14 protein-coding genes are annotated in these 12,413 nt (G+C 40.4%); 3 read left to right on the forward strand and 11 right to left on the reverse strand.

Features of this window, described 5'->3' with window-relative positions; translation table 11 throughout:
- Positions 1–474 precede the first annotated feature (474 nt).
- The 4 genes from QJ048_RS20765 to QJ048_RS20780 form a co-directional block, all read right to left on the reverse strand.
- Positions 475–600, reverse strand: a complete 126-nt coding sequence (locus QJ048_RS20765) for a hypothetical protein (protein WP_282336348.1) — start codon at positions 598–600, stop codon at positions 475–477.
- 135 nt (positions 601–735) lie between these two features.
- The gene (locus tag QJ048_RS20770) at positions 736–1,389 is read right to left on the reverse strand and encodes an NAD(P)-dependent oxidoreductase (RefSeq protein WP_282336349.1); all 654 of its coding nucleotides are present in this window, start codon (positions 1,387–1,389) and stop codon (positions 736–738) included.
- A gap of 60 nt (positions 1,390–1,449) precedes the next feature.
- Positions 1,450–1,860, reverse strand: a complete 411-nt coding sequence (locus tag QJ048_RS20775) for an RrF2 family transcriptional regulator (protein ID WP_282336350.1) — start codon at positions 1,858–1,860, stop codon at positions 1,450–1,452.
- A gap of 235 nt (positions 1,861–2,095) precedes the next feature.
- Positions 2,096–2,749, reverse strand: a complete 654-nt coding sequence (locus QJ048_RS20780) for an ABC transporter ATP-binding protein (RefSeq protein ID WP_282336351.1) — start codon at positions 2,747–2,749, stop codon at positions 2,096–2,098.
- A 212-nt stretch (positions 2,750–2,961) separates the two neighbouring features.
- Between QJ048_RS20780 and QJ048_RS20785 the strand changes: the two genes are divergently transcribed.
- Positions 2,962–3,183: a DUF2795 domain-containing protein gene (locus tag QJ048_RS20785; RefSeq protein WP_039131553.1), complete on the forward strand. Its 222-nt coding sequence runs from the start codon at positions 2,962–2,964 to the stop codon at positions 3,181–3,183.
- A 130-nt stretch (positions 3,184–3,313) separates the two neighbouring features.
- Here QJ048_RS20785 and QJ048_RS20790 read toward each other — a convergent pair whose 3' ends face one another.
- The gene (locus tag QJ048_RS20790; protein ID WP_282336352.1) at positions 3,314–3,535 is read right to left on the reverse strand and encodes a hypothetical protein; all 222 of its coding nucleotides are present in this window, start codon (positions 3,533–3,535) and stop codon (positions 3,314–3,316) included.
- An 81-nt stretch (positions 3,536–3,616) separates the two neighbouring features.
- Complete coding sequence (locus tag QJ048_RS20795; RefSeq protein ID WP_282336353.1) at positions 3,617–3,859, reverse strand: hypothetical protein; 243 nt, start codon at positions 3,857–3,859, stop codon at positions 3,617–3,619.
- 296 nt (positions 3,860–4,155) lie between these two features.
- On the opposite strand from QJ048_RS20795, the gene QJ048_RS20800 reads away from it, so the two are divergent.
- On the forward strand, positions 4,156–4,701 hold the full coding sequence (locus QJ048_RS20800) for a YceI family protein (protein WP_282336354.1): 546 nt from the start codon (positions 4,156–4,158) through the stop codon (positions 4,699–4,701).
- Positions 4,702–4,772: 71 nt separating this feature from the next.
- Here QJ048_RS20800 and QJ048_RS20805 read toward each other — a convergent pair whose 3' ends face one another.
- From QJ048_RS20805 to QJ048_RS20815, 3 genes are all read right to left on the reverse strand, one after another.
- Positions 4,773–5,597 carry an enoyl-ACP reductase FabI gene (locus QJ048_RS20805; protein ID WP_282336356.1) on the reverse strand — a complete coding sequence of 275 codons (825 nt, stop codon included), beginning with the start codon at positions 5,595–5,597 and terminating at the stop codon, positions 4,773–4,775.
- A 173-nt stretch (positions 5,598–5,770) separates the two neighbouring features.
- On the reverse strand, positions 5,771–7,432 hold the full coding sequence (gene recN, locus QJ048_RS20810) for a DNA repair protein RecN (protein ID WP_282336357.1): 1,662 nt from the start codon (positions 7,430–7,432) through the stop codon (positions 5,771–5,773).
- A gap of 122 nt (positions 7,433–7,554) precedes the next feature.
- Complete coding sequence (locus QJ048_RS20815; protein WP_282336358.1) at positions 7,555–8,007, reverse strand: hypothetical protein; 453 nt, start codon at positions 8,005–8,007, stop codon at positions 7,555–7,557.
- Positions 8,008–8,245: 238 nt separating this feature from the next.
- Between QJ048_RS20815 and QJ048_RS20820 the strand changes: the two genes are divergently transcribed.
- A complete protein-coding gene (locus QJ048_RS20820) occupies positions 8,246–10,141 on the forward strand; it encodes a CocE/NonD family hydrolase (protein WP_282336359.1) in 1,896 nt (631 codons plus the stop codon).
- A 322-nt stretch (positions 10,142–10,463) separates the two neighbouring features.
- On the opposite strand, the gene QJ048_RS20825 is transcribed toward QJ048_RS20820, so the two are convergent.
- Both QJ048_RS20825 and QJ048_RS20830 read right to left on the reverse strand, forming a co-directional pair.
- Positions 10,464–11,219 carry a zinc ribbon domain-containing protein gene (locus tag QJ048_RS20825; protein WP_282336360.1) on the reverse strand — a complete coding sequence of 252 codons (756 nt, stop codon included), beginning with the start codon at positions 11,217–11,219 and terminating at the stop codon, positions 10,464–10,466.
- Positions 11,220–11,249: 30 nt separating this feature from the next.
- Positions 11,250–12,347 (reverse strand): Nif3-like dinuclear metal center hexameric protein, encoded by a 1,098-nt coding sequence (locus QJ048_RS20830; RefSeq protein WP_282336361.1) that lies wholly within the window; start codon positions 12,345–12,347, stop codon positions 11,250–11,252.
- Positions 12,348–12,413: the final 66 nt, after the last annotated feature.

Genomic DNA, 12,413 nt, shown 5'->3' on the forward strand with positions numbered 1-12,413 from the left:
TTAGTCACTTTTTTTTGCCAATTATTAACAAAATTCAGCGCAAGTAATTATATTAAAATATAATCACACTCATATAACATTAATTATCAGAATACACTGATCAACATTTAGCCAGTGGCTGGCTAGTTTTTATCTAAACTGACCAAACCGCAACTAACATTGAATATCAACGTTTTACACTTTTAAGAATATTACAGCTACTTAAATAGATTGATTTTATTCAGAAAAGGTTTGATCAGTTTCGAAATTTTGAGATGAAATTTTTCCAACGCAAAATGTACGGAGTGAAACCAATATAGTTCTGCATCGGGTAGATTTTTCTTATACACTATTGCAACGGCGGCTGCCAACGAAGCATCATTTTCACCCCGGGTAATTAATACAGGCGGTTGATTTGTTCTTAAGTATTCCTGCCATTTAGAATACTGCTTAATACTCTCTTGATAGTTGTAAAGAAGATCAAGTTGAATCTCTTTATTTCGTTCTTTTTCTGAAAAATACAGGTCGTAGTGGTAGGGCATCCGGGCTTATGCGTGACTGATCTTCTGCACCGTCAAGATATTCCGTCATAGTACCTTCCAGTGATATCATTTTACGCATCGCATTTTCGGTTTGCTCATTTCTATTTGCCCAAAACTTTTTGTCATCTTCGGTTGCAGGACCAAGCCCTTTGTTGCGGAGTGTCGAAAGGTTGTAAAAAGAGCGATGAAGTTTTTCCCATCGCTCTTAATAAGTTTAATATGCTACTGTAAAACGCTGGCGAATGAATTTTCCATTTTTAATTTCATCAAGAATTGCGATGGAAAGATCCTCCACAGAAATTTTACTTTCGTGATTGGCATCAAATACCGGTTGGTCATTTCCCGTGCGATATTTTCCGGTACGACCGGTGTCAACTCCCGGATGCATCAGGATCGCAGGACTTAAAAATGACCAATCCAATTCGTTGTCATTTCTGATGATATTTAGATAGTCTCTTGCAGCTTGCGCACCGGCTTTATACTCTGCAGGGAACTGTGGCGTATCTACCAATTGCACGCCGGGTGCGATTTCCAGGCTGCCTGCTCCGCCAATCACCAGTATTCTTTTAACACCCGCCTTCTTTGCTGCTTCCTGGATGGCCTGCGATCCTTTCAGAAAATCGTTGTAGATGTTAGGATTAGTCCATCCGGCATTATAAGCACTTATAATGGCATCGTTGCCTTTTAAAGAAGCAGCGAGTTCTTCCACATTAAAAGCATCAGCCTTAACCACTGTTAATTTTGAATCATTCACTTTTACATTTTCAGGATGACGAACAATCGCTATCACATTATGTCCACGACTTAAAGATTCTGTTACAACATGTGATCCAACAAAGCCAGAGGCTCCGATTACTGCTAGTTTCATAATTATTGTTTTTTAATTCATATTGTAATATTTTTTATTACAGTTATGTTCAAAAAAAATTTAGTTGAATTTACCTGCAAATTCAGCCAGTGATTTTTTGCCAAGCTTTTGCATTAAGGTATCTTCTACCTCATTGTATAGATTGTCGAGATGTTTATTTATTTGCTTACCCACTCTGCATTTGGGGTTGGGGTCTGTGCGTTTTGTTCCTAACGCAGATTCTTGTCTTACGGCTTCGTAGATTTCTGATAACAGGATTTTATTTGCCGGCTTCGCAAGATACACGCCACCATTTTTACCCTCTTTACTTTCCACTAAACCATGCTGACGTAAATTGCTTAGTTCTTTTCTTACCAATACAGGATTAATGTTGATGCTGCCCGCAATCCATTCTGAAGACTGAAGCTCATCTCCCATCAGATCCAATAAGGTGAGAATGTGAAGTGATATTGCAAAACGACTGTTGCTCAACTGTAATTTTATTTATTACAGTAAAGGTAAAGAGTTTTTTTTGAAAAAATGTTTTTTTATCTGGTGAGTTCAGAGCAGTGCTTAATTTGAAAATTTGAGGATTTGAAAATTTGAAAATTCATTCTGTGCAGCTTTTCATTTTTCAAATGAACTCTCGAATATCCGAGAGAAAAGAATAAATGAAGAAGAACCCGCCAAAAGCATTTTCAAATTTTCAAATCCTCAAATTTTCAAATTACAACAACATTTTCCCGTCTTTCATGTGCAGCACCCTGTCGCTCATTTGCGCCAACTCTTCGTTATGGGTTACAATAAGAAAGGTTTGATCAAATTGTTTGCGCAGATCAAAGAAAAGCTGGTGAAGCTCCCTCGCGTTTACTGAATCGAGATTTCCGGTGGGTTCGTCTGCGAAGACAATTTTAGGATTGTTAATCAGCGCTCTGGCAACAGCTACTCTTTGCTGTTCGCCACCTGAAAGCGCCTGTGGTTTATTATCCTTCCGGGTACCAATACCTAAAATATCTAATAAATGCGCGGCCCTTTCCGTAATATCCCTTTTTCTTTTTCCCGCTATCCAACCTGGAATGCAAACGTTTTCCAGCGCAGTAAACTCGGGTAATAAATGGTGGAACTGAAATACAAAACCTATGTGTGTATTGCGAAATGCGGCCAGTTTTTTACCTGAAAGCTGGTGATAATTCACATTTTCGAGAGCAACAGTGCCGTTATCAGGCTTATCAAGAGTGCCCAAAATATGAAGCAGCGTGCTTTTGCCGGCACCCGAGGATCCTACAATACTTACTATTTCGCCTTTGTTAATATCTATGTCCACTCCTTTCAATACTTCCAGACTGCCATATTTTTTGTGGATTTCCCGGGCTGTGAGCATGCTTTTTTATATTTCGGTTTTAACAAGAAAACTATCAAAAAATGCCGCAGTTGCTACATTTTAGGACATGTAAAGCAATATTAATAAAAACTTTATGACCACCCACAATATCAGATTTGGAAATACCATTTTAACCACTACTTTTGCGAAAAAATTAGGTAAATGCAAATATTTCGTTTGCCTTTACGTTTACTAATAAAAAAAGTAGAAAGATGTTCTGGACACTCGAATTAGCATCCTATCTTGAAGACGCACCCTGGCCAGCTACCAAAGATGAGTTGATTGATTATGCCATCCGTAGCGGCGCTCCAATTGAGGTTGTTGAAAACTTGCAGGAGTTGGAAGATGAAGGTGAAATTTATGAGGGTATTGATGATATCTGGCCCGATTATCCTTCACAGGAAGACTTTTTCTTTAATGAGGATGAATATTAATCAATAAGGAGAAATAACCTCGGAAACATATTCTGCCGCTCACTGAATGGTGAGCGGTTTTTGTTTTTATAATAACTGAGAAGTTCTTAGTTGTTAGGCATCAATGACCGCTGTTCAACAATAAAAGCTATCAACCAACAACCAGCCACTCTTTCTTCAAATTCTCCCTCGCAGCAGTTTCATATTTCTCATAGAACTCCTTAGTCTTAAATATTCTCTTCATTTCCAGGAAATGTAGTAACACTTGCTTGCGGCCGGGTTTATATATAAGATCGGGGTAAATCGCATACTCTGTAAACAAATTCATATCTGCATTCGCAGAAAAATCATGGTCCTTCGTAGCATTGATCATTTCTACACAAACCTAATGTCTTTTGGCGGAACCTTTAACGAAGAAAGCCTTTTCTCAGCTAGTTCGGCGCTCTTCACTTCATTATTCTTCCTGAAAGTATTGTAAACTATATCGTGATAAAAGAGCGCAAACATCATCACGTTCCATTGCTATCTGGTCTTTGCATGCAGTAAGCTCCGCATGAAGATTTTCAAGATGCGAAAGATTATGGTAGTACCTTTTCTTGTTGCCATAACTTTTCTCAATTTCCTCCCAGCAATTCGCAATCACAGTGTTATTTGTCGTATACTCATCAAGAAGATCGAAGAAAAAATCTTTTAACATATGACCCGTTTGCGTATTCTAATGTAGCACAAAATATTGGGCGAATTGGAAACAACCCCAGAGAAGGAAATTACGTTTGTTTATGGTAGAAGTTGGTCGTTGAGAATTGTTAGTCGTTAAGCTTTAGTATTGATTAGTCGTCATTAGAGCCTGACTAATAACTAATAACTAACAACCGGCTATCAACTCTTTCCCTTAACGGAATGATTATTTCATTAATTTCAAAAATCGTATTGCGGACTAATAATATTTAAACCATTTAAACAATATCGAATCAAAGGTTAAAAGCAAATTTCATGAAAGGATATAAATTTCTCGCTGCTCTGTTGATAGCTATTTTCATTTGCAGCTTTTCATATGCCCAGCAATACGCACCGGAAGCTTCTGGTTCCAAAATCGGATTTGGCATTAAAAACCTTGGTGTAACCGTTCACGGTACATTCAGCGGTTTAGAGGGAGAAATAACTTTCGATCCAAACCAGTCTTCAAAATCTTCTTTCAATGTTCACGTAGATTCAAAGTCTATCAATACGGATAATGATATGCGTGATAATCATCTACGTAAGGAAGAATTTTTTAACGTGGAAAAATATCCTCACTTAACTTTTGTCAGCGAAAGCATTACTGGTTCCGGTAAAAGTTTTAATGTAAAAGGAAAACTTACCATAAAAGGGGTCACCAAAGAAGTCAGTTTCAAATTCACCGCCACGCCTCAGGGAGACATTTACACGTTTAAAGGCAGCTTTGAACTGAATCGCCGCGACTTTGAGGTGGGAGGCAGCAGCATCACCATGTCAGACAAGGTTAACGTAGAATTGATCGTGGTGGCAAAAAAGAAATAAAGTCGCTCGATATAGCAAAGAGGCCATTTCCTAATATTGAAATGGCCTCTTTTTATGGAATAATTATTTGATTATTCGGCGTTTTCCAAACCTAACTTATTCATGATCTCCATGCTAATTCCAGTTGATGAATATCCCCCATCATGGAAAAGATTTTGCATAGTAACCATACGTGTAAGGTCTGAGAACAGTGAAACACAGTAGTCGGCGCAAGATGCCGCATCCGCATTGCCCAAGGGAGCGATTTCGTTTGCAAAATCAAAGAAATCGCCAAAGCCTTTAATGCCACTACCTGCTGTAGTTTTGGTTGGAGACTGTGATACAGTGTTGATACGCACTTTCTTTTCTATGCCATAGTGGTAACCGAAGCTGCGTGCAATAGATTCAAGCATTGCTTTGATATCGGCCATATCTGTATAGAAAGGATAAGTACGTTGGGCCGCCATGTAAGTAAGCGCTACAACACTTCCCCACTCATTTATAGCATCCAGTTTGCGTGCAACGCTTAGCATTTTGTGCAGTGACATTGCAGAAACATCAATTCCTTTCATAAAATATTCATAGTTAGATTCCGCATACGGTATCTTTTTGCGAATATTTACACTCATCCCTATAGAATGCAAAACAAAGTCAATTTTACCGCCCAACACTTCCTGGGATTTTACAAACAGGTTTGTAAGATCATCTACATTGGTAGCGTCAGCAGGAATGATCTCAGATCCGGTCTTTTCTGCCAACACCTTAATTTCGCCCATGCGCATTGCAATTGGAGCATTGGTTAAAACAAAAGTAGCACCTTCTTCATGCGCTTTTTCAGCTACCTTCCATGCAATAGAATTTTCATCTAATGCACCTGTGATGATACCACGTTTCCCTTTTAATAAATTGTAAGCCATATTGAATTATTAAACTAATTGGTTCTTTTGGGCGGCTAAGATAAGGCAAAGTGAAAAGTAAAAAATAAAAAGTCAAAAATTGTCCTGTCGGCAATGTTAGCCTTTTTGGTATAACTGCAAGGCGTTTAACATTTTTTCCAACTTTCAATTCTCAATTTTCAACTTTCAATTCTCTACACTCCTACCATTTCACGGGCATTTTCCAGCGCTGCAGCGCTCGGTTGCTCGCCACCGAGCATTTTCGCGATAGCCGTTACACGCTCATCTTTTGATAGCTGCCTGATATTTGTTTTAACACGTTCGCCAGCCATTTGTTTATACACGAAGAAATGAGCGTCTGCTTTTCCGGCAATTTGTGGCTGGTGGGTAATAGAGATTACTTGTCTGGACGTTGCCAGTTCTTTCATAATCACGCCCACTTGTTTAGCAGCTTCGCCCGAAATACCGGTGTCAATTTCATCAAAGATCATCGTCGGCAGATCCATAGACGCTGCTACCAGCGATTTTATACAAAGCATCAGTCTGCTAAGTTCCCCGCCACTGGCCACTTTGCGAACGGGTGCGAAACGGTTGCTTTTATTCGCATCGAACAGGAACTCAATATTATCAAGTCCATATTCGTGAAGTGCATCTTCGCTGCTGCCGGTTATATCTGCTTTCAGGCGTGCATTTGGCATACCAACCTGAGTCAGCAAATTGTTCACTTTATCTTCAAAAGGTTTTGCCTGAGCTTTTCGTTTTGCAGAAATTTTCTCCGCCAGGTCTACCGCTTTAGCTGTTAGCTGAGTTACTTCTGCTTCAACTAATGCAATTTCTTCATCCACATTCAGCGCAGCTTGCAGCTTCGTTTCAAGATCATCTTTCAAAGAAAGTAGCTCAGCAGTTGTATGCAGGCTATGTTTTTTAAGCAACTTGTAACCAAGCGTCAATCTCTCATTCAACAGCTCCATTCGCTGCGGATCATGATTCACTTTGTCATTGATACTTTCGGTTTCGTCGGCAAGGTCAGACAATTCAATTTGCGCAGCCAGCAATCGTTGTACAATGGCCGGGAGCGAAGGATGATAATCTGTATATGATTGCAGGCTATTGGCGATTTGTTTTAAATGCTGCACAAGAGGTTGCTCGCCATCGCTTAGTTCGTAAAAAACCTTGGTAAGTGCGGCTTTAATATTTTCAGAATTGCTAAGCAGTTTTAGTTCCGCATCGGCTTCTTCCAGTTCGTTTTCGGTAAGATTTGCTTCTTCCAATTCGTTGTATAAAAACCTGTGGTAATCGGCTTCTTTGTTAAACGAATCTTTTTGCGATTTTAAATCTGCCAGTTTCTTACCGGCTTGTCTTAGTTGCGTATAAACTCCGGCGTATTTTTTTAGCAGATCTTCAGTTCCTGCAAGTGCATCGATAGCTTCTCTCTGAAAATCTGATTCGCCCAAAGCAAGTGTATCAAACTGCTGATGCAGATCTACCAGCATGCTGCTCAATTGCTGTAACTGGCTCACCGTAACCGGTGTATCATTTATAAACGCTCTTGATTTGCCGTTTACAGCAATTTCTCTTCGAATAATTATTTGCTCTTCCTCATCGAGATCATTCTCTTTCAAAAATCTCGTGATGCTTTTTGTGCTGGCTTTAAAATAGCCTTCCACATAGCATTTCTTGTCTTTTTGCAGCAGCACATTGCTATCTGCACGTTCACCAAGAATGAGCGACAATGCGCCCATTACAATGGATTTACCGGCACCGGTTTCACCAGTGATAATATTCAACTTGTTTGAGAAATGAATCTCAATCTCATCTATGATCGCGTAATTCTGTATGTAAAGTCTTGACAGCATGAATTCACATTTTTCAAAAGCCATGCAATGTACAAAGTAAGCTGCATGGTTTTGCTTTTTAGTTTATTCGTTCTGCACTAATTGTGCATAATTTTTTCGTCCGAAATTGTTGCAAGAATAACTTAGTATCCACGCGATCTACCTAAGAATGCAAAAAAGATGGCGAGTGCATAAAAAGCAATCATCACTATCATTATGATCCCATAGAATCTGTAAAAAATTTTCAAGTTATTAAGAGACGAACTAAGCGTCACCTGATCGTTGGTGTCCAATGCCTGTATTACCTGCGAGGCAAATCTGTAGCGGAATATATTAGGTAAAATAGACAACACGGCAAAAACCAGGAAAACGATAACTGCCCCAATGCCTGAACCAAATGCAAAGATTGCTTCAGTGCTTGCTGAAAAACTACTTCCGGCTATTGCAAACACTCCGGCAAGTATGAAAAATCCACCAAAAATAAATCCAATGATTGCCAGGAACTTGTTCCATTTGGCAGTTTCGCGCAGGCTTCGATCGCTTTGTGTGTCGATTGTTAAGTTTACATCGAGTAAAGAGGTTTCTACATTTTCCATGATAAAGGATTTTAGTTTGCGCAATTTATTGTTTTTACATCATAACGAAAACTTGGCAGTCGTAAATGCCAATTAATAATTAATAATTAAGAATTAATAGGGCAGCTTTCGAAATGAGTTATAACGAATTGGGAGGCATAGGAGGCAAAACAGTGATCTGATATCACTTTCGGTGTCACATCTATTAATTCTTAATTATTAATTATTAATTTGCTGATCTAGTAAACTATCAATCAACATGAGAATTCTGACCGCAACATTTATGATGCTGATGACAGCCTTTTGTGCAACGGCGCAAACGACCAATCAGCAGGACTCCACATGGATCACGGAGCACTACACCAAAGTGGAAAAATCAATTCCGATGCGGGATGGAGTCAAGCTTTTCACTTCTATTTACATTCCTAAAGACTCATCTGAAAAACATCCGATCTTATTTGGCCGCACGCCTTATTCTGTTGCACCTTATGGCGAAAAGTTCCGTAATTTCTGGGATACGCACTGGAAGTATTACATGCGCGAAAATTACATTGTGGTAATGCAGGATGTGCGCGGCCGATGGATGAGTGAAGGAGAATTTGTAGATGTACGCCCCTTCATTAAAGACAAAAAAACAAACAACGATATTGATGAAGCGAGCGATACTTATGACGCCATCGACTGGATGATAAAAAACATTTATGGTAACAATGGCAATGTAGGGGTGATGGGTATTTCTTATCCGGGCTTCTATTCCACAATGGCAGCGGCTTCCGGGCATCCTGCATTAAAAGCAGTAAGTCCCCAGGCACCGGTTACCGATTGGTTCATGGGAGATGACTTTCACCACAACGGTGCTTTCGCCTTAATGGATGGTGTTGCGTTTTATCTGGGCGGATTTGGATATCCGCGCACAACACCCACAACAAAAGGACCTGTTTCTACATTCAAAACTTCTTCAGATAACTATGACAGGTATCTACAGATCGGCAGTCTTTCCAATGTGACGAAGCTCGCCGGCGATAGCATCAAATTTTTCAAGGATATGTTTGCGCATCCCAACTACGATGCATGGTGGCAGGCACGCAATGCACGTGTGAGTATGTACGATGTAAAGCCTGCAATGCTTACCGTAGGCGGTTTGTTTGATGCCGAAGATTGCTATGGTGCCTGGAACCTGTACAAGGCAATTGAGAAGCAAAGCCCTAACAGCAACAACAAATTAGTCATCGGGCCCTGGTTCCATGGTCAATGGTCGAGAGGCGACGGGTCCTATTTGGGCAATGTAAAATTTGGTAGCAGAACAAGTGAGTGGTATCAAAATAATATTGAAATTCCATTCTTCAATTATTATTTAAAGGGGAAAGGAAATGATCCCCGTTTGGCAGAAGCTACTATTTTCTTTAGTGGTGAAAACAAATGGAAAACCTTTGATCAATGGCCGCCTGCTGCTGCACAAAATCAGGAGATTTATTTACAACCCGATGGTTCTTTGGCATGGAGAAAACCTGCTACAGCAAACAGTTTCAGCGAATACGTGAGTGATCCTGCGCATCCTGTTCCTTACACAGAAGATGTTCATTTTTCCAGAACAAGAGAATACATGACGGATGATCAACGCTTTGCCTCGCGCAGGCCTGATGTGGTAACTTTTGAGACGGCGCCGCTTACTGAAAATCTTACTTTGGCGGGGCCGGTAATCGCCGATCTGTTAGTGAGTCTTAGCTCGACTGATGCAGATTTTGTTGTAAAGATCATCGACGTTTTCCCTGATGATTTTAAATATCCTGATTATACTCCTCAACCTGCGAGAGGTGTTGGTGGTTCTTATCCAATGGGAGGTTACCAAATGTTGGTGCGTGGCGAGATCATGCGTGGCAAATTCCGTAACAGTTTTGAAACGCCTGCACCCTTCAAACCAAACAAAGTCGAAAAAGTAAAATTCACTTTGCCTGATGTCGCGCATACTTTTGAAAAAGGCCATCGCCTGATGATTCAAATTCAAAGTACATGGTTCCCAATCTTCGACCGCAACCCGCAGCAATTCATGAACATTTACGAAGCAAAAGACAGCGACTTTAAAAAGGCGACAATCAGAGTGTTTCATGATGCGGGGAATAGCTCGGGAGTGATTTTGCCGGTGGTAAATAACTGAGTGACTGAGTAGTTGAATGGATTGAATAATTGATGAAAGCCGGCACCGTCATTGCGAGACCTGCAGAGAATCACTGTTAGGTTGCACAAGAAATCTTGTACACAAAGTAAGCGGTCGAAGCAATCTCAGCCGGGCTACCGGGATTGCTTCGACCGCTTACCGATTATTCAATGTTGCTTTTATTATTCGACGTTCATTCTCCGCAGGTCTCGCAATGACGACGCGGTGTTGCTGCACACTGATCTAAACTCGATAATTCAGTCACTAATAAAAACAAGAAAGCCCGATATCACTTTCGGGCTTTCTCATTATCGGGAATGTCTTATTTCACTTCTATTGTGTCGTTCAGATCTCTGTCAACCAATACGCGGCCGCAGTTTTCGCAAACGATGATTTTTTTACGTTGTTTGATCTCGCTCTGACGTTGAGGCGGAATTGCATTAAAGCAACCACCGCAAGCATCTCTTTCTACAGGAACTACTGCCAAACCGTTGCGGTAGTTTTTGCGAATGCGGTCGTAAGAATTCAACAAACGCTCATCTACCTTTTCACGTGCTTCAGCAGATAATTTGTTGTAGTGTTTTTCTTCTTTTTCAGTTGTAGCGATGATTTTCTCAAGCTCATCTTTTTTGTGCTTAAGAACGTTGTCTTTAATACCCAACGCTTTTTTAGCTTTATCAAGAGCGATCACTTTGTCGGTGATTTCTTCCTGAGCATCTTTGATGTGCTTTTCAGCAAGCTTAACTTCAAGCTGCTGCATTTCAATTTCTTTATTGATCGCCTCGAACTCGCGGCTGTTCTTTACGTTAGTGCTTTGCTTTTCGTATTTTTTGATCAGCTCCTCAGATTCTTTTATCGCATTTTTCTTTCCGTTGATAAACTCGTTAATACCGTTGATCTCCTCTTCTACTCTAGTCTGACGAGAGTTCAATCCTGTTATTTCATCTTCCAGGTCGCTTACTTCCATTGGCAATTCCCCTTTCAACACCTGGAGTTCGTCCAGTTTGGAATCAATTTTCTGAAGCGTAACCATTGCGGTTAATTTTTCTTCAACTGAGAAATCTTTTACAGTTGCCATATTGTATTTTGAAGTTTGAAGTTTGTAGTCTTAAAAGAAATAATGCACCGGATTGGTGGATAAATTTGTTTTAAGGACGGCAAAGTTAGGAAAATTTTGCTGTAATATAATATATAATAGGTCAATCGTGTACTGTTCACTCTCAAAATGACCGACATCTGCCAAAACCATCCGGTCATTTGCGTCGAAAAACTCATGATATTTCACATCCGCGGTTATATAAAAATCTGCCCCGGCGGCTAAAGCCTTGTTAATCAGGAAGCTACCAGCTCCACCGCAGACTGCCACCTTTTTTACTTTCCGGCCGGTCAGCTTCGTGTGTTTTACCACTGGAACCTTAAAAACCGATCTTATATGGCCAAGAAAGGCGCTTTCTTCCAAAGATTCGGGCAATTCACCGATAATTCCCGATCCGATCTGCATATTTGGATTAGCCAGCGAAACTACATCATAGGCCACTTCCTCGTAAGGATGTGCCATTTTCATAGCTTTTACGATGGCGTTTTCTAAATAAGCGGGAAAAATAACTTCGAGCTTTAATTCCGGTTCGGTATGGCGCTCTCCTATTTTGCCCACAAATGGAGCCGTTCCCTCCTGCGCCCTGAAAGTTCCATTTCCTTCTATTGAATAACTGCATTCACTATAGTTGCCAATATACCCACCGCCAGCTTTAAAGATGGCATTACGCACGTCTTCTGCTTGCGCCGTGGGCACAAACGTGTACAGTTTCTTAAGCGTATTTTGTTTGGGCAGTAAAATGGCAACGTTTGTAAGGCCTAGCATTTCGGCAATTTTCCCATTTACACCATCCTCCACATTATCAAGGTTGGTGTGAATAGCATAAATAGCAATGTCATTTTTGATGGCAGCAATCACCGTTTTCTCGACGTAATTCTTGCCGTTTATTTTTTTAAGTCCACCAAATACAATCGGATGGTGGGCCACGATAAGATTCACCTTTCTTTCAATGGCCTCATTCACTATCGCCTCTGTCGCATCAAGCGTAATTAGCACACCGGTACACTCCCAACCCGCTGAACCTGTGATGAGGCCGGCATTATCATATGACTCCTGGTAAAAGGGATCCGCTTTTTGTTCGAGGGCAGCGAGAATATCGGCGATCTTCATGCTTTTTTAGTTGTTAGTTTATAGTTGTTGGTTGTTAGGCTTTATGCTCAACCAGATATTATCGAG

Source organism: Pinibacter soli (assembly GCF_029961145.1).
Taxonomy (GTDB): Bacteria; Bacteroidota; Bacteroidia; order Chitinophagales; family Chitinophagaceae; genus Pinibacter; species Pinibacter soli.